This window comes from Rathayibacter sp. Leaf299, from assembly GCF_001423055.1.
Classification (GTDB): Bacteria; Actinomycetota; Actinomycetes; order Actinomycetales; family Microbacteriaceae; genus Rathayibacter; species Rathayibacter caricis.
Genome location: NZ_LMNT01000001.1, coordinates 212,570 through 229,776, shown reverse-complemented (window position 1 = coordinate 229,776; position 17,207 = coordinate 212,570). Strand labels below are relative to the sequence as shown.

The following is a 17,207-nucleotide window of genomic DNA, read 5'->3' as shown; positions in this document are numbered from 1 at the left end:
GGTACGCCGGGGACGGCGTGTCGTGTACCGGAGTGGCATCTCGCGGGGGCTCACCGAGGGGTCAGCGGCAGCGCTTCGCCGCCGACTCGATCGGGACCACGGCGGAGGCGGGCGTGCCGGCGACCGTGCCGCGCACGTCGACCGTGAGCGAGAAGGCCGGCACCGAGCGCAGCGGAGTGGGCACCGTCACCGACGCGGACTTCCCCGCGGACAGCGACGGCAGCTTCGCGCTGCCGTAGGGCGTGCGCACCGAGAGGGCGACCCGGTCGGTGCCGCCGTTGGCGGCCCTCACCGCGATCACGGCCTTGCCGGCCGCGCAGGTGACGGTCGCGCCGAGGTTCACGCGCAGCGCGTTCTCGAGGGCGCCGAGGGAGTCGCGGAGTCCCTGCTCCGCGGCGTCCACGTCGGCCTGCGTCGCAGCGGATCCGGCGAGCACCACGGCGGCGATCGTGCGGCTCTCGTCGAGACGCGCGAGCGACTCCTCGGTCCACGCGTCGCGGTCGACGGCGTCGGCCTCGGCGAGCGCCGCCTCGAGGGAGGTGGTGTCGGCGGTCGACTCCGCGGTGTCGGCGACGAGGCGCACGTCGTCGAGGACGCCCCACGCTCCTCCGGTGAGCGCGAAGTCGGCGGCGATCTCGACCACGCCGTCCTCGCCGACCACCACGGGGACCGTCGTCGTCGAGAAGGAGCTCCAGGTCGTGAGCACCAGCGGGGCGCTGGTCGTGCCTGCGGAGGTGGTCGCGCTCAGGGTGCGGACGTCGCTCGCCGGGCTGTTGGTGCCCTGCGTCGTCGCTCGCAGCGTGTACTCGCCGGCGGGGACTCCGGTGATCGTCTGGCGCGCCGAGGTCTCGTAGGCGGTGCCGTTCCAGAAGGTGACCGCGAAGTCGCCCTCGGCGGCGTCACCGGTCTCGGTGCGCGCCGCCGGTCCGGTGAAGGTCCACGCCGACGTGTCCGCGTCCTCGAATCCGGGGTTCCGCACGAGGTTCGGAGCGACGACCACGACGGTCGCCGAGACGTCGAGCCCCGAGTCCGTGCGACCGGGGATCGTGTACTCGCCGGGTCCGCGGATCCAGGAGGCGGCTCCGCTCCAGGTGACCGCGGGCGTCTCGACCGTGCCGTCGTTGAAGTTCACCGAGACGGTGGCGGGGAGCTCGACCGGCTCGCCGTCGACGACGGTCAGCTCGACCGCGTCCACCCCGGTGACCGCGCGGGGCGCGACCGCTCCGGTGTCGACGTAGCGGAAGGTGCTGAGCGACTCGAGCGGCGTGCCGTCGGCGGCGAAGAGGGCCTGGTTGTCCCAGCCCGATCCGCCGAAGTCGTCGCCCACGTGCGCCGGGTCGTAGGGGGCGGCGAAGCTCGTGGCCCAGCCGGAGCCGTCGCGCTCCCAGAGCACGCGGTTCTGCTCGACGCCGCTCGCGGGCCCCACCGGCAGCCAGGCCGGCTCCCAGTAGTAGACGCCGATGCCCGCGTCGCCGACCGCGTGCACGGCCGCGATCACGTCGCGCAGCGCCGTGGCCTGGCCCTGCACGCTGATCGGGTAGTCGTCGGTGACGGTGCTCTCGTCGATGACGTTGGGGTAGCCGTCGCCGTCCTCGAGGGTGTGCGCCCACGAGGTCTCGGCGACCATGACCTTCTTGCCGTAGGTGTCGGCGATCTGCGACAGCGAGGCCGTGAGGTTCTCGGGGCTGCCGTGCCAGAACGGGTAGTAGGAGCTCGCGAAGACGTCGTAGTCGACGTCGAAGCGGTCCAGGCCCGCGGCGATGGCGGAGTAGCGGCCCGGCGTCTCGGGATTGGTGAAGTGCACCGCGACCTGCGCGTCCGGCAGGACCTCGCGGACCGCGGAGCTGCCGGCCGAGAACAGCCCGGCGAGGGTCGCGTCCATGTCGGTCGCCGCGCGGCTGTAGCCGGCCATACCGTTGTTGGTCTCGTTGCCGATCTGGACCATGTCGACATCGACGCCGGCGTCCTCGAAGCGCTGCAGCGACTCCGCCGTGTAGTCGTGCAGGGCGGCGGTGAGCTCGGGAGCGGCGAGGCCGGCCCAGGCCTTCGGCGCCAGCTGGCGGGCGGGGTCGGCCCAGAAGTCGGAGTAGTGGAAGTCGACGAGCAGACCCAGTCCGGCGGCCGTGGCGCGCTCGCCGATCTCGATCGCGCGGTCGACGTCGACGTCGCCCGCCCCGTAGCCGTTGCCCTCGGCGTCGAACGGGTCGTTCCAGACCCGGACGCGGACCGAGGTGACGCCCTCGTCGGCGAGGACCTCGAAGACGTCGGCCTCCTGACCCGTCTCGTCGCGGAAGACGACTCCGCTCTCCTCGAGCGACAGGACGCTCGAGATGTCGGCGCCCTTGATGAAGTCGGCCGGGAGGCCGTCGACCTTCTCGACGAAGATCCCGGCGTCGACCGGTCCCTCGGCGGCGGAGGCGCTGGTCGCTCCGACGCCGGCGAAGGCGCCGAGGAGCGTGGAGACCGCGGCGACGGCAGCGGTGCCGGCGGTCCTCCTGGTGCGTGCAGACATGCGTGTCCTTTCGTGGTGCGTCCGCCGCCGGGCCCGCGTGCCCACCGCCGCGCACACGGAGGCGGAGGGGAGAGAGGGGCCCGGTCGGGCGGGGTGAGGTGGTGGCGCTCGGAGCGCTCACGGGGCCTTCGGAGCCCGCAGGAGCGGGCTCGAGGCGGATCGGTGCGGTGCGGTTCTCCTTTGAACTGTGTGCGCTCCCAGTCTGCGGAGGCACTCAGGAGCCGTCAAGACGGTTCGGCACAACCGACCTGCGTCAATTCGGCTGTGCGCGACTGGGAGCGAGCACAGGTCGGCGGTGAGCGACGGGAGGCGCGGCCCTCCCGGCTCATGGGATGATCACCCGGGGCGGCGAGAGGGATGACGATGGGCCAGCTGATCTACGGAGTCGCTCCGGCGGTCGAGATCGACGACCGCGCACTGCGGCACGTCGAAGCGGTCATCATCTCGAAGCTGCGCCGCAACGAGAGCTTCTCGTTCCACTGGGACGGCGAGCCGGACGTGGGCGAGGACGTCACGCGCTCCGACAGCGGCCGTCACGGCAGCGTCTGGGTCTCGAAGAGCTCGTCGCTCTACTTCAGCTACGACTCCCCCGGCGGCCAGCCGCTGAACCGCGCGTGGATCGACCTGCTGCTGCGCTCGGCGCTGTCGCCGGCCGGGCTGCGCGTGCTGCCCGAGCCGAAGGCCTGAGGCGGGGGTCTCGCCGCCGCTTCTCCAGAAGTTGCGGTAATGGCGCGCGCTCACCGCAACTCGTGCGGGAACGGAGGCGACCCTCGCCGCCGCTTCTCCAGAAGTTGCGGTAACGGCGCGCGCTCACCGCAACTTTTGGAGGAGCGCGAGCGGAGGCGGGAGCGAGGAGCGGGAGCGGGGCGAGGGAGGGCGGGGCCGGGCGTCAGCCCTGCTGGTCCGGCTCGGCGACGACCTGCAGGCCCGACTGCGAGCTCGCCGACACCATCAGCGCGTCGACCCACGCGCGGTTGATCGCAGGCTGGCGTCCGCCGAAGAACTTGTACGAGAGCGGCACCGACGGGTGCAGCCAGATCTTCATCCGTCCGCCGCCCGTGTCCTGCGTCTGCGTCCACGAGAAGGCGAAGGATTCGTCGCGGCGCAGCTTCGCCGTGATCACGATCTCGAGGTGCGCGAGCAGCCGGTCCTCGAAGTCGGCCTCGATGCCGCCGGGGTAGATCAGCAGTCCCATGGGGTGCTCCGCTCCGGCCGCGAGGCCGCCGTGCGCGCCGGAGGATCCGGAGCCGCATCCGATCATCCCAGCATCCCCCGCTCTCGCCCAGCGGCACCCGCCCCCGCGTCACCGCAGCGCCGGCTCCCTCCGCGTCGCCTCGGCGGCCGCGGCGAGCACCGCCCGGACATCCCCGGAGCGCTCCCAGACCGCCCGCTGGAACTGCGCTCCAGTGCCGCGGGCGAGCATGCGCCGGATCCCCTCCCTCGCGACCTCCTCCTCCCCCGACTCCTCCAGCGCGGCGCCCGCGTGCACGAGGAGCCGCGCGAGCATCTCGGCGGCCGGGACGGCGTGGCAGCTCACCGGATCGACCAGGTCGCCGCACACTCCCCACCGGCTCGCGAGCCACGCCGACACGCCGATCACCGGGGTCGGGACGGGCAACGGAGGGATCCCCTCCCGCCACTCGCCAGCGGCCGTCGCGACGAGAGCGCGGGCGAGCACCCCGATCAGCGCCGCGTCCTCGGGGTGCAGCGGCACGTCGGCGAGGCGGACCTCGACGGTCGGATGGCTCCGCGACAGCCGCGCGTCGAAGTACACCATCCCCTCGTCCAGCAGCACTCCGGAGGCGACGAGGCAGTCGGTCACGCGGCGGTACCGCTCCGGGTCGCCCCAGATCTCGGACGGACCCGAGGTGGGCCACCGGCCCCACGCCTGGTAGCGGTAGCTGGCGTAACCGGTGTCGACCCCCGAGGCGAGTGGCGAGTTCGCGCTGAGCGCCAGCAGCGCGGGCAGCCAGCCGCGGATCCGGTCGAGCACCGCGACGCCCTCCTCCGGCGAGTCGATCGCGAAGTGCACGTGCAGTCCGCAGGTGTACTGGTCGCGGGCGACCTGGCCGAAGCGGTCGAGGATCCGCCGGTAGCGCACGTCGTCGGTGAGGTGCGGCTCGAACGCGGCGGGGCTGGTCGCGGTGGCGACGGCCCTCGCTCCGACGAGGCGGGCGGCGGAGTCGGCGAGCCGGCGGCCGTCGAGAACGGCCTCGAGCAGCTCGTCGGCGGTGCGCTGCGGCGCCGCGTCCGCCTCGATCTGCTCGGCCTTGAGCTCGGCGGCGAGCGTGCTGCGTCCCCGCACCGCGCCCGTCGCGAGCAGCGCGGGAGCCGCGGGGACCGGAGTGAAGGTCTCGGCGTCCACGAGCAGGAACTCCTCCTCGACGCCGAAGGTCCTCATGCCGCACCGTCGGCGAACGAGCACCAGAAGCGGGCGAGGACGGCGGCGCCGCGCACGACCACGTCGAGGTCGACGCTCTCGTCGCTGTCGTGCCAGTGGTCCTCCGGCAGACCGGTGCCGAAGAAGACGACGGGCGCGTCGAAGTGCCGCGCGAGCAGCTCCGCGGGCCCACCGCCGGCGTTGCCCATCCGGCCCGCCTCGTCCACGCCGCGCACCGCGCGGACGGCCTCGTCCAGGGCGTCGAGAGCGGCCGAGGGCGGAGTCCGGTACCCCTCCTGCGCGCTGTCCTCGGACATCTCGACCACGTACTCCAGCTCGGGGTCGGCGTGCTGCTCGACGAACTCGCGCATCCGCCGCGCGACCGCGTGGATCGGCTGCCCGGGGACGGTGCGGATGCTGAGGTCGGCACTGGCGGAGGAGGGGATCACCGCGCGGGGCATGCCCGTGGGGTCGCCCGTGAGCAGACCGACGACCTCGAGCGCCGGGCGCTCCCAGAGGCGCTCGAGCACCAACCAGCCCTCCTCACCGCGGATGGCGCGGGTGCGGGTGCGCCGCAGCCAGTCCTCGTCGGTGTAGCCGAGCGCGGCGAGCTCGGCCCGGCGCTCGAGGGTCGGCTCGGGCACGTCGTCGTAGAAGCCGGGGAGGAGGATCCGGCCGTCCGCGTCCTGCAGGCGCGCGAGCAGCTCGGCGAGGACCAGGCCGGCGTTCGGAGCCGGACCCGAGACGGCTCCGCTGTGCACGTCCTTCTCGGTGCCGTGCACCTCGAGGTGGATCGGCAGCATGCCGCGGACGCTCATGCAGATCGCGGGCTCGCCGGCGCGCCACTGCAGGGTGTCCGAGAACACGACGGCGTCGGGACGGAGCCCGTCGAGGCGGTCGCGGATCAGGTCCTCGAGCCCCGGCGAGCCCAGCTCCTCCTGCCCCTCGATCAGCAGGACGAGCGAGACCGGAGGGGTGCCGCCGGTGACCTCGCGCAGCGCCGCGACGGAGAAGAGGTGCGCCAGGACCTGCGCCTTCGCATCCGAGGCGCCGCGGCCGTAGAGCCGGCCCTCCCGGTGGACGGGCTGGAACGGCGAGGTGACTGTCCACTCCTCCGCCTTCGCCGCGCGCACGTCGTGGTGGCTGTAGACGAGCACGACGGGGGCGCCCGGGTCCTCGGCGGGCCAGCGCGCGATCACGGCGGAGGACTCGCCGGTGGGGTGCACCGCGACCTCGGGGAAGCCGGTCTCGGCGCAGAGCCGGGCGAGCCACTCGGCCGAGCGTCGGACGTCGTCGACGTGCTCGGCCATGCCGGCGACCGACGGGATCGCGACCCACTCGGTCAGGCGGGAGCGCAGGAGCTCGCGGCGGGCGCGGAGGACGGCGAGCAGTCGGCCGGTGTCGACCCGCGTCGCGGCGCGGGGAGCAGTGCTGGTCATGCGCTCATCCCAGCCGCCGCGGCCCGGGACGCGGAGGAGGCTTGACAGCGGGACGGAGCGGGCCCGTCTGCTTGGATGAGGGGGTGAACGAGGATCTCGAGCCCGCCGCGGAGCTGTTCAAGGCGCTGTCGTCCTCGTCGCGCCTCACGCTGCTCCGACTGCTCGCCGGCGGAGAGGCGACCGTGGGCGATCTCGTCGTGCGCTCGGGGCTCTCGCAGCCGCTCGTCTCGCAGCACCTGCGGACGCTCCGCGCGGCGGGACTCGTCTCGGTCGAGCGGGTCGGCCGAGAGGCGCACTACGCGGTCTCGGACACGCACGTGACGCGCATCGTCGAGGACGCGATGAAGCACGCGCTGGAGACCGCCTGACGACGCCCGCCTCCTGAGGATGAGTGTCATCCTCGATTGGACGCACGTATTGCAATGCGTTTATGCGTGTGGTCGACTGGGTCAGCGGCGGACAGCCGCACCGACCCCGATCCTCCGAGAGGCACCGCCATGAGCACCACCGAGACCCACGCCGAGCACGCCGTCGCCGAGCACAGCCACGGCACCGACTGCGGTCACGAGAGCGTGCAGCACGGAGACCACGTCGACTACGTGCACGGCACCCACCGTCACGCGCTGCACGACGACCACTACGACGAGCACGAGGCCGAGGCCGAGCACTCGGCCGACGAGCACGCGCACGGCGCCGACTGCGGTCACGAGGCCGTCGCCCACGACGACCACACCGACTACGTCCACGACGGGCACAAGCACGCGGCGCACGAGGGCCACTACGACGAGCACTGAGCCGAGCGGGCGCCGAACAGGGCGATCGGGACCCGGTCGCCCTTCCGCCTGCCCGGGCTCCTAGGCTCGACGGATGCACCTCGAACGCCGCGCGCTCGTCACGCCGGACGGAACCCGGCTCTCGCTCCTGGACTCCGGAGGCACGGGCCGGCTCGTCGTTATCCTGCACGGCCTCGCCGGCAGCGCCGAGGAGTTCGCTCCGACCGCCCGCGCGCTGCCGGATCATCGCGTCGTGCTCCTCGATCAGCGCGGGCACGGACGCAGCGAGCAGCGTCCCTCCGACGTCTCGCGCGAGGCGTTCGTCGCCGACGTCGCCGCCCTGCTCGAGCGCGAGGGGCCCGCGATCCTCGTGGGCCAGTCGATGGGGGCGCACACCGCGGTGCTCGTCGCGGCCGCGCATCCGGAGCTCGTCGACCGGCTCGTGCTGCTCGAGACCGCAGAGGGCGGCGACGGGGGCGAGGGAGTCGCGGACTGGTTCCGCTCCTGGCCGCTGCCGTTCGCCGACCGGGACGCGGCGCGCGCGTTCCTGGGCGACGGGGCGCTCGCGGACGCCTGGATCGCCGACCTCGTCGAGGGTCCGGACGGACTCCGCCCGCGGTTCGATCCGGAGGTGATGGCGCGGGCGATCGAGCCGCTCGCCGCGCCGCGCTGGGCGGAGTGGGAGGCGGTCGCCGCTCCGACCCTGCTGGTCTACGGCGAGCACGGGATGTTCGCGGAGGACGTGCGCGACGCCTTCGCCGCGCGCGGGCGCGACGTGCGACGGGTGGACCTGCCGGGCGGATCGCACGACGCGCACCTCGACGCGGCCGAGGGCTGGATCGCGGCGCTGCGGGAGTTCGTGGGAGGTCCGGCGTGACCTGCGTCTTCTGCGATCTGATGGCCGGGCACGGCGAGGCGACGTGGGTCGAGCGGGAGGAGGAGGCGGTCGCGTTCCGCCCGCTGCCCTCCTCCGAGCTCGCCCCCGGGCACACGCTGGTCATGCCGCGCGAGCACAGCGCGGGGCTGCTCGACGCCTCCCCCGCGGCGCTCGCGGCGACGATGTCGCTCGCGCAGCGCGTCGGCCGGGCGATGCGGGCGGCTCTCGGAGCGACGGGAGTGGCCGTCCTGCAGGCGAGCGGCGCCTCCGCGGGGCAGAGCGTGCCGCACCTGCACCTTCACGTGGTGCCGTCGTGGGACGGCGACGAGGTGCAGTGGCCCGCGCACCGCTCGACGCACGTCGTCGACGGGGAGCCGTGGGCGCTGCTGGCCGAGATGTTCGAGTAGCGCGCCTCGGTCATACTGGCGGGCGTGCAGGACGAGGACGACGAGCGCAGGGATCTGGAGCGTGCGCTCTTCGCGCGGCCGAGCGGGGACGCCGAAGGCGAGAGCCGGCGGATCGACGCCGAGCGGCGGCTCCGGCTCGAGCAGGACGCCGTGCGGGCGGAGGCGGCCGTGGTCGCACCGGAGGCTCCGCGGCTCGCTCCCGTGGCCGCGTCCGAGGCACCCGCCGCTTCGGCGCCGCGACGCCGACGTCCCGCTCTGATCGTCGGCGGCGCGCTCGCGGCCGGACTCGTGCTGGGCGCCGTGGCGGCGAGCGTCGCTCCGCAGGTCGTCGGAGCATCCGCTCCCACGGCGAGCCCGACGGCGACCGTCCGCCCGGAGGACCGCTTCGCCGCCTACGTCGACGGCTGGACCCTCGTCACCGACCCGCCGGCCGGAATGGACCTCATCGCCGGCCCCGCCGAGGTCTTCACCCCCGGATTCGACACGGTGCAGGAGGACCGGATCCTGCTGACGGCTCCGAACGGGACGTCGCTCTGCCTCGGTCTGGAGCGCGTGGACGGATCCCTCTCGGCGGGCTGCACGGGGCTCGCCGAGTTCTTCGACTCCGGATCGCTCGACATCGTCGGCACCGACGTCGAGGACGGATCCGGCGTCTACTCGCGCGTGACGATGCGCCCGGACGGATCGATCGAGGGCGGATACCAGCTCCTCACGCGGGACCCGTCGGAGCCCTGAGCCCGCCGCCGCGTGTCAAGCCTGCGCGGTCCTTCAGAGAACCCCCGGCCGCACGCGTCAGGATGCGGGGACATCCACTCGACCGGGAGGCCGCCGTGCCCGACAGCATCCAGCACTACGACGTCGCCGTGATCGGCGCGGGGCCCGCGGGCACCGCCGCCGCACTGCGCGCCGCCGAACTCGGAGCGCGCGTGGTCGTGCTCGAGGCCGCCCGCGTGGGCGGGACCTGCGTCAACACGGGCTGCGTGCCCACCCGCGTGCTCGCGAAGACCGCGCGGATCATCCGCGAGGCGCGCACCGCCTCCGACTACGGGGTCGACGTCGGCACGCCGCGGATCGACTGGGACGCCACGGTGCGGCACGTGCACGAGCGCGTCGACAAGGTGCGCTCGATCAAGCGCGAGGCGGAGCGGTTCGCGGAGGCGGGCGTCGAGCTGATCCACGAGGGGCGCGCGCGGTTCGCCGACGAGAGCACCCTGGTGCTCGACAGCGGGCGCCGGCTGACGGCCTCCGCGATCCTGATCTGCGTCGGCGGGCACTCGCGCCGCCTCCCGATCCCGGGAGCCGAGCTCGCGACCGTTCCCGAGGACGTGCTCGGGCTGCCGTCGCTGCCGCGCCGGGTCGCGGTGATCGGCGGAGGGAACACCGGTGCGCAGCTCGTGACGGTCTTCAACGCGTTCGGGTCGGAGGTGACGCTGCTCGACGTGGCGCCCCGGATCCTGACGACCTCGGACGCGAGCATCTCGGCGTACGTCGCCGCCGCCTTCGAGCGCCAGGGCGTGCGCGTGAGCACGGGCATCGAGACGGTCGAGGGCATCGAGCGCGCCGACGACGCCCTGACGCTGCGCTGGAAGGACGCGGGCGACTCGCACGCCGAGCAGTTCGACGCGGTGATCATGGCCACGGGCTGGCCGGCCGACGTCGAGGACCTCGGTCTCGAGAACGCGGGCATCGAGGTCGTGCGCTCGGCGATCCCGGCGGATCAGTACTTCCGCACCGTGGTGCCGCACGTCTTCGCGGTCGGCGACGCGAACGGGCGCGACATGCTCGTGCAGGCGGCGCAGTTCGAGGCGGAGGCGGCGGCCGAGAACGCGGTGCTCGGCGCCAACCGGCGGACGCCCCAGCACTTGCTGCCGGCCGGTGGGTTCACCGACCCCGACTACGCGGGCGTGGGGTTCACCGAGGAGCAGGCCCGCGAGCGCGATCCGCAGTGCGTGGTGGCGTCGGTGCCCTTCTCGGGCGTGGACCGCGCGGTGATCGACGACCGCGAGAGCGGGTTCCTGACGCTGATCGCGGACCGGCGGCGCGAGCTGCTGCTGGGCGCGCACGCGGTGGGCGAGAACGCGATCGAGGTCGTGCAGTCGGTGACGACGGCGATGGCGGCGGGGGTCGACGTGGCGACGCTGGCGAACGTGCGGTTCGCGTATCCGACGTACAGCGCGGTGATCGGGATGGCGGCGCGGGCGCTGCTGAAGGAGCCGGCGCGGCCGACCGAGCTGGACTGACGGGCGGGCGGGGCTCACGGACGCTGCCGGGGCTGCGCTCACCGGCGATCGGGCTGCAGAAGTAAGGCTCAGGGCTCGGATCCGGCGGAATTCGCGCTCTTCCCGGCCCCTGGCCTTCGTTCTGCCGCTCGCGGGGTTCGCAACCGAGGGTGAGAGTGTCCCGCGGGCGCTTCCGGGCCGCTTCCGCCCTCTCCTCCTCGGTTACGAACGGCGCCAGCGGTAGGGCGTGGTGGTCGACACCTTCACCAGGCCCGCGCGCTCGAGGATCGGGCGCGAGTCCTCGGTCGAGTCGCTGTGCACCAGTCGCGTGCCCAGCGCGAGCGCGGACGCGGCGCGGGCCGCGGTGAGCGCACGGTAGATCCCGCGTCCTCGGAACTGCGGCAGCATCGCGCCGCCCCAGATGCCCGCGAACTCCGTGCCGGGCACGGGCTCGAGGCGGCCGCCGCCGACCATCCGGCCCTCGACCTCGGCGACCCACAGCTCCATGCCGTCGCCGCGCGCGAGCCGCGCGACGAGCGCGTCGGCGATCCCGACGTCGACGGGCTCGCCGAACGCCTCGTCGATCACGGCGCTCATCGCGCGCACGTCCGCCTCCTCCACGACCCGGCGGAGGGTCGTCCCGGCCGGGACGGGCACGTCGCCCGCGAGCGCCTCGAGCGGCCCGACCATGATCGACTCGAGCTCGTCGGGCGCGAAGCCGTGCGCGATCAGGGCGTCGTGCAGGCCCGGCGCGGAGTCGTGTCCGCGCGTCTTCCACTCGACGCTCCGGATCGCCGGATCGGCGGCGAAGTGCGCGAGAGCCGCCGGGACGAGTTCGCGGATCGCGGCCTCATCGGCGCCGCCGAGATCGCGGTAGGTGACGAAGCCGCGACCGCCGGCGAACGTGACGAGGCGGAGCGGACCCCGACGCGCCACCGAGACGGCGCTCGGCGTCTCGGCGTCGGAGCGGAGCTGCTCGTCGTAGGCCTGCAGGTACTCGGCGCTCGTCGTCATCCGCGCCACGGTACCGGACGCCGCGTGTCGGGGGCGGTCGGTACGGTGGCGGCATGAGCTTCGCGAACGTGGGGACGCTGGGCGTCCGGTCCGGGAGGCGCGACGAGCTCGTCGCGATCCTCGTCGAGTCGAACGAGGCGCTCGCGCGGGTCGGGTGCCTGGCGTACGAGGTGGGTGTCAGCGACGAGCAGCCCGACACGGTCTTCGTGGTCGAGCTGTGGACGAGCGCCGAGGCCCACCGGGCCTCGCTCGAGCTGCCGGAGGTGCGCGACGCGATCGCGCGGGCGCGCCCGCTGCTCTCGGGGGAGTTCGGCGGGTTCCGGTTCGACGTGGTCGGGTCGCCGCTGCGCTGAGGCGCCCGGGGCGGCTCGCGGCAGAGGGGCCGCGAGTGGACGCGGAACGGGCCTCGAAGGGCGATCGCGGCCCGATTCGGGTCGACTGGACGGAGCCGGGCGGCGCGGGTGGACGCGGAGCGGGCTCCAGCGGACGCGCGCAGCCCGATCCGCGCCCAGTCGGCGACGCTGCGGGTCCGATCCGACAGCGGCGCCGGGCGTCAGCCGCCGATCCGGCCGATCAGGTCCTGGATGAAGGGGACGACGTCCTGCGCCTGGTCGACGCTCGCGAAGGCGGTCGCGACGAGCGGCCAGACGGAGCCGATCAGGGTCGCGACGACGGCTGCCACCGCGGCGACCCAGGCGACCGCGGGCTTCCGCGCCACGAAGGCGAGGCCGAGGAAGGCCAGTCCGACCAGGAAGCTGATGACGATCGACGCGGTGATCGCGCCGACGGGGACGTCGAGCGCGCCGGCGATCGATCCGTCGGCGGCGGCGATCAACCCGAGGACGGGCAGCAGGACGCCGAGGACGACGAGACCCGAGACGACGACCCCGGTCGCGAAGGCGATCCAGGCGGCGCGGGGGCGGCGACGGCCGCCGTAGCTGCGCATGCGGGCCACCGGACTACTCCTCGGTCTTCGCAACGGCGGGGACGGAGTGGCTGCGCTCGACGCCGCTCTCCGACTCGGCGGGCTCAGCGGGCTCGGCGGGCTCGGCGGGTTCGGCGGGTTCGGCGGAGTCGACGGAGTCGACGCGCTCGTCGGCCTCGACCGACTCCTCCGACGGCTGCTCGACCACGACGACCACGACCGGCGCGGTCCCGTCGGTCGGCACCTCGATGATCTGCGCGGGGGCGGATCCGTCGTCGTCGGAACGGGGCGCCTCGGGCTCGGAGGCGGCGTCCCGCTCGGCCGTCGCGGCCCGCTCGCGCTCCTCGGCGCGGTCCGCCTGCTCGTCGACAGCGTCGGCGGCGGAGTCGAGGGCATCGGCGGCGGAGTCGGCGGCCGCGCCGGCGGCGTCCGAGATCCGGTCACCCGCGTCGGAGAGGCGCTCGCGCGCATCGTCGGCGAGGTCGCCGGCCTTCTCGACCAGCGAGTCTCCCTCCGCAACGGGCTCGGGCTCGATCGGATCGAACGGACCGTGCACGTCGGTGACCGTGATGTTCACGGCGATCGGCGACGCATGGACCTGCGACGCGGCCTTCAGGACTTGCGTGCGCGCCTCCTCCATCACCTCGGCGACCTTGTGCGGGTACTCGGCGACGAGGTCGAGGTCGATGATCGTGCGGCCCTCGTCCTCCGAGATCGTGACTCCGGGGATCGTGCTGGTGCCCAGCACGGCGCGCGAGGCGCGGTCGAGGCTGCGGGCGACCGGTCCACCCAGGTGGTGCACGCCGGTGACGCCGAGCGCGGTCTCGGCGACGGTCGTCGCGAGCAGGCTGTCGGGCGATCCGTCGTCGGCGCGCACGGCGCCGAGGTCGATCGGGCGCGCGTCGTCGAGCGACACGTCGGGGTCGAGACGCAGGTCCTCGAGGCGCGCGTCGTCGAGACGGGCGCCGTCTGAGCGGGCGTCGTCGATGCGGGGTTCGTCGGTCATGGGGTGCTCCTAGCGTTGCGTGCGGATGCCGGGGCGCGGGTCACGCGCTCGGGGCGAGGGGTCTGGCGCCGGTCCGGGTCTGCGCGAGGCGGTGCGCGCCTCCGGCGATCGCGGCGCCCAGCAGGGGTGCTGCGACGAACACCCACAGCTGCGCGAGTGCGTCGGGACCGCCGTAGACGGCGGCGGCGAGCGAGCGCGCGGGATTCACGGACGTGTTGCTGATCGGGATCGAGACCAGGTGGATCAGCGTGAGGGCGAGGCCGATCACGACGGGCGCGAGGGCCGCGGCCCGGGCGGTGACCGAGAGGATCACGGTCACGAAGACGGCGGTCAGCAGGGTCTCGGCCAGGAGGACGGCGCCGAGGCCGAAGCCGCCCGGGGAGTGCTCGCCGAATCCGTTGGAGGCGAATCCGCTCTGCTGCGCGGAGGCGAGGAAGCCCTCGGGACCGTCGGCCGCGATCGCGACGAGTGCCGTCGCTCCGAGCAGGCCGCCCACGAGCTGCGCGAGGACGTAGCCGGGCACGTCGCGCCACGGCGTGCGTCCGGCGACGGCGAGGCCCAGGGTGACGGCGGGGTTGAAGTGGCCGCCCGACAGGTGGCCCACCGCGGCGATGCCGACGAGGACGCTCAGCCCGAAGGCGAGCGCGACGCCGAGGAAGCCGATGCCGAGCGTGTTCTGCTCGGTCGGGAACGCGGAGGCGAAGAGGGCCGCGCCCACGCCGCCCCCCACGAGCAGGGCGGTGCCGAAGACCTCCGCGAGCAGGCGGACTGCGGCGGGGACGGGCGCGTCGTCGGTCCGCTCGGCGGCGGGGGCGGTGCTCGTGCGGCTCATGGGAGCGCCTTCCGGAGGGAGAAAGAGGGAGGGGGGGTCAGTGGCGGGGTCCGCCGACGCGCTCGCGCACCTCGGCGACGGTGTCGACGGGCAGCGGAGGCACGCCGCGGCCGATGCCGCGCAGACCCGTGGCCAGGAGGATCGCGGCGGCGACCGCGAACACGACGAGAGTGATCGCGACGGCCGACCAGAGCGGCAGAGCGAGCGCGAGCAGGGCGACGGCGAGCGCCGCCAGGAGCCCCGCGGTCACCAGCGCGAGGACCGCGCCGACCGCCGCGAGGACGACTCCGCTGCGGGCGCCCGAGACGCGATCGCCGATCTCGCGGCGAGCGGAGGCGAGCTCCTCGCGGACGGCGCGGACCACGGGGTCGATCGCCTTCTGGGCGAGGCCGGCGCGGAAGCCGGTGGAGTCGTCGGTCATGGTGGGTCCTTCGGGGTGGAGAGGGGTCCGGCCCTCCGCGGGGAGGCGGAGGGCCGGAGGGGTCAGCGGCGCGTCACTCCACGCGGGAGGCGGAGCTCATCCGGCTGCGGAGGCCGCTGACGATCTGGACGACGACGGGGGTCTCCTCGCCGAGGACCGCGTCCCAGCGGCGCACGGCGGTGTCGACCGTGCGACGCGTCTGCATGGGCGACACTCCGCGACGGGTGTGCGCGGTGATGCGCAGCACCCGGCGGTGCCGGATGTCGAACGCGGTGACGTCGACCGAGACGATGCCCGGATCGCGCGTCAGCGCCTCCTCGAGCACCTGCTCGGCGACCCTCGCGTCGAGCGTCAGCGTGCCGCCGGTCGGAGTGGATCCGCCGGAGCCCGCCGAGACGCGCAGGAGCGTCGACGTGCGTCCGCGTCCCTGCCGCACGATGAAGCGCAGCAGCAGGAGGATCAGCACGAGCGCCACGGCCGCGGTCACCCAGAGGATCCAGGGCTGCGATCCGGACAGCGCGTCGGACGCGGGTCCGCTCGCGTCGTCCGCCGCGGTCGACACGGTCTGCTGGACGTCGGGGAGCAGCGCGCCGACGGCGACCGCTCCTCCGACGGCGAGCAGCACGAGGCCGACCAGCAGCAGGAGCAGGCGGTTCAGGAAGCGGTTGGTGGTGGTCATCGGACCGATCCCTTCTCGGAGACGCGGACGCGGGCCTTCAGTGCGGGACTCACGTCGTAGCTCCCGAGCTCGGCGTCCACGGCCTCGCGGATGCTCGCCACGTCGGCCGAGACTCCGCTGGTGCGCTGGACGGTGACGCCGACTCCGCGGCGCCCGACCGAGACCTGGACCTGATCGGGATCGACACCGCCCGCGTAGGCGGCGGCGCGGGCGACGCTCTGCGCGATCACCCGGTCGTCGACCACGGCGGCCGTGCGGTCGATCCCGGCGCTGCGGCGACCGCGGCGACCCGGAGCGAACGACAGCACGACCAGCACGAAGCCGATCGCCGCGAGCACGGCACCGGCGGCGGCGGTCAGCGCGATGGGGGCGCCGGCCGCCTGGAGCAGCGAGGACGCGCCGTCCTGCGGAGCGACGAGCAGCGCGGGCTGTCCGAGGACCGCGAGCACCGCCTCCGTTCCGAGCCACGCGAACAGCAGGATCAGGAGGACCGCCAGGGCGATCGCCGACCCGGAGCGGGACGAGTGGGTCTCGCGCCGCACGAGACGCCGGTAGAGGGCGTCGGGCGACGGATGAGCGGGAGTCGTCACGACACCCTCCTTCGTTCTCGGAGGTCGACACCGGTGATCCGGAGGTCGACGCGGCCGATGCTCGAGCCGGTGAGCTCGAGGCAGCGGTCGCGGATGAGGGTCTGCGCCTCGGCGAGCCGGTCGAGCAGCGTCCCGGAGGAGCGCCGATCGGTCTCGCCGAGCGGGGACACGCGGATGGGGGCCTGGGCGACGACGTGCAGCGAGCCGCCGTCGTCGTCGAGGTCCACCGAGACGTCGGACGGGCCGACGTCCAGCGCGTCCGCGGTGACGGCCGACACGATCCGGCGCACAGCGCGCGAGGAGATCGTCGTACGGCCGTGGCGGGCCGGGTCGGCCATCACCGCCGCGGTCACGAGGACCGCCGCCCGCGGAGGGTGTCGCCGAGCGAGCGCAGATCGAGCTTGCCCTCGACGACGCGGCCGACTCCGTACCCGATGCCCATGCCCAGGGCCACGACGACGAACGCGCCGAAGCCGAGGACGACCGCCGTCAGCGCGAGGACCGCGCCGATGACCAGGCCTGTGGTGGACGGACTCACTGAACGCGGCTCTCGGTGTCGTCGTCCTTGTCGTCCGAGGGGATGTGCACGTCGGCGACGGTCACGTTGACCTCGGTGACCTCCATGCCGACGACCGAGGAGATGGCCTCGGAGACGGCGGAGCGGATGCTGTCGGCGAGCTTCTGCAGCGCGACGGGGTACTCGGCGACGACGGTGATGTCGGCGGCGACCTGCTTCTCGCCGACCTCGACCGAGATGCCCTGGCCGCGGTCCTGCGCGTTGATGGCGTTGCGGATGGCGCCGATGGCGCGGGCCGCTCCGCCGCCCAGGTCGTGCACGCCGGGGACCTCGCGGGCCGCGATGCCGGCGACCTTCTCGACGACGCCGTCGGCGATCGTGTTCTTGCCGGTCGAGGTGGTGGTGCCGTGCTTGGCCGAGCCGCTGGTGGCGAGGGTGCCGGGGGTGACGTTGCTCATGATCTTCTCCTGTGACGACGGGGGTCGCGGCCTGGAGACCGCGGTGCCGACGAGGTGTGGCACACGATGAAGACGTGCGCGCCGCGGCGGTCGTCCTGCTGCATCAGGTGGTGCGCAGGGTTCGGGGGTGCGGGGCGCGTTCCGCGGCCAGCGGCGTC

The 17,207-nt window shown here is 74.0% G+C and carries 22 protein-coding genes; 8 read left to right on the top strand and 14 right to left on the bottom strand.

The window, feature by feature from the left end; all coding sequences use genetic code 11:
* Nucleotides 1-61 precede the first annotated feature (61 nt).
* A complete protein-coding gene (locus ASF48_RS01070) occupies nucleotides 62-2,512 on the bottom strand; it encodes a glycosyl hydrolase 53 family protein (protein ID WP_082480896.1) in 2,451 nt (816 codons plus the stop codon).
* A 363-nt stretch (nucleotides 2,513-2,875) separates the two neighbouring features.
* Between ASF48_RS01070 and ASF48_RS01065 the strand changes: the two genes are divergently transcribed.
* Nucleotides 2,876-3,199, top strand: coding sequence for a DUF7882 family protein (locus ASF48_RS01065; protein ID WP_055788707.1), 324 nt, complete (start codon nucleotides 2,876-2,878; stop codon nucleotides 3,197-3,199).
* A gap of 202 nt (nucleotides 3,200-3,401) precedes the next feature.
* Here ASF48_RS01065 and ASF48_RS01060 read toward each other — a convergent pair whose 3' ends face one another.
* Genes ASF48_RS01060 through ASF48_RS01050 form a run of 3 tightly spaced genes read right to left on the bottom strand, consistent with a single transcriptional unit; the run spans nucleotide 3,402 to nucleotide 6,331 of the window.
* The gene (locus ASF48_RS01060) at nucleotides 3,402-3,773 is read right to left on the bottom strand and encodes a DUF7882 family protein (RefSeq protein WP_327205432.1); all 372 of its coding nucleotides are present in this window, start codon (nucleotides 3,771-3,773) and stop codon (nucleotides 3,402-3,404) included.
* A gap of 42 nt (nucleotides 3,774-3,815) precedes the next feature.
* A complete protein-coding gene (locus ASF48_RS01055) occupies nucleotides 3,816-4,913 on the bottom strand; it encodes a carboxylate-amine ligase (RefSeq protein ID WP_055785075.1) in 1,098 nt (365 codons plus the stop codon).
* Complete coding sequence (locus ASF48_RS01050; RefSeq protein WP_082480895.1) at nucleotides 4,910-6,331, bottom strand: M20/M25/M40 family metallo-hydrolase; 1,422 nt, start codon at nucleotides 6,329-6,331, stop codon at nucleotides 4,910-4,912. Before ASF48_RS01050 ends, ASF48_RS01055 begins: the two co-directional genes overlap by 4 nt.
* Before the next feature lie 83 nt (nucleotides 6,332-6,414).
* On the opposite strand from ASF48_RS01050, the gene ASF48_RS01045 reads away from it, so the two are divergent.
* The 6 genes from ASF48_RS01045 (at nucleotide 6,415) to ASF48_RS01020 (ending at nucleotide 10,628) form a co-directional block, all read left to right on the top strand.
* Nucleotides 6,415-6,699, top strand: coding sequence for an ArsR/SmtB family transcription factor (locus tag ASF48_RS01045; RefSeq protein WP_055785071.1), 285 nt, complete (start codon nucleotides 6,415-6,417; stop codon nucleotides 6,697-6,699).
* Nucleotides 6,700-6,828: 129 nt separating this feature from the next.
* Complete coding sequence (locus ASF48_RS01040) at nucleotides 6,829-7,125, top strand: hypothetical protein (protein ID WP_055785068.1); 297 nt, start codon at nucleotides 6,829-6,831, stop codon at nucleotides 7,123-7,125.
* Nucleotides 7,126-7,198: 73 nt separating this feature from the next.
* Nucleotides 7,199-7,981: an alpha/beta fold hydrolase gene (locus tag ASF48_RS01035; RefSeq protein ID WP_055785065.1), complete on the top strand. Its 783-nt coding sequence runs from the start codon at nucleotides 7,199-7,201 to the stop codon at nucleotides 7,979-7,981.
* Complete coding sequence (locus ASF48_RS01030; protein WP_200930947.1) at nucleotides 7,978-8,388, top strand: HIT family protein; 411 nt, start codon at nucleotides 7,978-7,980, stop codon at nucleotides 8,386-8,388. The genes ASF48_RS01035 and ASF48_RS01030 overlap by 4 nt, the downstream gene beginning before the upstream one ends.
* Before the next feature lie 24 nt (nucleotides 8,389-8,412).
* Complete coding sequence (locus tag ASF48_RS01025) at nucleotides 8,413-9,123, top strand: hypothetical protein (protein ID WP_055785062.1); 711 nt, start codon at nucleotides 8,413-8,415, stop codon at nucleotides 9,121-9,123.
* 95 nt (nucleotides 9,124-9,218) lie between these two features.
* Nucleotides 9,219-10,628, top strand: coding sequence for a dihydrolipoyl dehydrogenase family protein (locus ASF48_RS01020; RefSeq protein WP_327205431.1), 1,410 nt, complete (start codon nucleotides 9,219-9,221; stop codon nucleotides 10,626-10,628).
* A gap of 201 nt (nucleotides 10,629-10,829) precedes the next feature.
* Here the strand turns inward: ASF48_RS01020 and ASF48_RS01015 are convergent, their stop codons facing one another.
* On the bottom strand, nucleotides 10,830-11,621 hold the full coding sequence (locus tag ASF48_RS01015; protein WP_055785055.1) for a GNAT family N-acetyltransferase: 792 nt from the start codon (nucleotides 11,619-11,621) through the stop codon (nucleotides 10,830-10,832).
* A gap of 53 nt (nucleotides 11,622-11,674) precedes the next feature.
* Here ASF48_RS01015 and ASF48_RS01010 point away from each other — a divergent pair, with 53 nt between their 5' ends.
* Nucleotides 11,675-11,974, top strand: coding sequence for a putative quinol monooxygenase (locus tag ASF48_RS01010; protein ID WP_055785052.1), 300 nt, complete (start codon nucleotides 11,675-11,677; stop codon nucleotides 11,972-11,974).
* Nucleotides 11,975-12,174: 200 nt separating this feature from the next.
* Here ASF48_RS01010 and ASF48_RS01005 read toward each other — a convergent pair whose 3' ends face one another.
* The 9 genes from ASF48_RS01005 to ASF48_RS00965 form a co-directional block, all read right to left on the bottom strand.
* Nucleotides 12,175-12,567 carry a hypothetical protein gene (locus tag ASF48_RS01005; protein ID WP_055788696.1) on the bottom strand — a complete coding sequence of 131 codons (393 nt, stop codon included), beginning with the start codon at nucleotides 12,565-12,567 and terminating at the stop codon, nucleotides 12,175-12,177.
* A 13-nt stretch (nucleotides 12,568-12,580) separates the two neighbouring features.
* Complete coding sequence (locus ASF48_RS01000) at nucleotides 12,581-13,552, bottom strand: Asp23/Gls24 family envelope stress response protein (protein ID WP_055785049.1); 972 nt, start codon at nucleotides 13,550-13,552, stop codon at nucleotides 12,581-12,583.
* A 40-nt stretch (nucleotides 13,553-13,592) separates the two neighbouring features.
* Nucleotides 13,593-14,384, bottom strand: a complete 792-nt coding sequence (gene aqpZ / locus ASF48_RS00995) for an aquaporin Z (RefSeq protein WP_082480894.1) — start codon at nucleotides 14,382-14,384, stop codon at nucleotides 13,593-13,595.
* A gap of 37 nt (nucleotides 14,385-14,421) precedes the next feature.
* Nucleotides 14,422-14,805, bottom strand: coding sequence for a phage holin family protein (locus tag ASF48_RS00990; RefSeq protein WP_055785047.1), 384 nt, complete (start codon nucleotides 14,803-14,805; stop codon nucleotides 14,422-14,424).
* Nucleotides 14,806-14,878: 73 nt separating this feature from the next.
* Nucleotides 14,879-15,484: a hypothetical protein gene (locus ASF48_RS00985; protein WP_055785043.1), complete on the bottom strand. Its 606-nt coding sequence runs from the start codon at nucleotides 15,482-15,484 to the stop codon at nucleotides 14,879-14,881.
* Nucleotides 15,481-16,074, bottom strand: coding sequence for a DUF6286 domain-containing protein (locus ASF48_RS00980; protein ID WP_055785040.1), 594 nt, complete (start codon nucleotides 16,072-16,074; stop codon nucleotides 15,481-15,483). The genes ASF48_RS00985 and ASF48_RS00980 overlap by 4 nt, the downstream gene beginning before the upstream one ends.
* Nucleotides 16,071-16,427, bottom strand: coding sequence for a hypothetical protein (locus tag ASF48_RS00975; RefSeq protein WP_230672742.1), 357 nt, complete (start codon nucleotides 16,425-16,427; stop codon nucleotides 16,071-16,073). Before ASF48_RS00975 ends, ASF48_RS00980 begins: the two co-directional genes overlap by 4 nt.
* Entirely contained in the window at nucleotides 16,424-16,612 is a 189-nt protein-coding gene (locus ASF48_RS00970) for a DUF2273 domain-containing protein (RefSeq protein WP_055785037.1), read from the bottom strand. The genes ASF48_RS00975 and ASF48_RS00970 overlap by 4 nt, the downstream gene beginning before the upstream one ends.
* The gene (locus tag ASF48_RS00965) at nucleotides 16,609-17,049 is read right to left on the bottom strand and encodes an Asp23/Gls24 family envelope stress response protein (protein ID WP_055785034.1); all 441 of its coding nucleotides are present in this window, start codon (nucleotides 17,047-17,049) and stop codon (nucleotides 16,609-16,611) included. The genes ASF48_RS00970 and ASF48_RS00965 overlap by 4 nt, the downstream gene beginning before the upstream one ends.
* Nucleotides 17,050-17,207 lie beyond the last annotated feature (158 nt).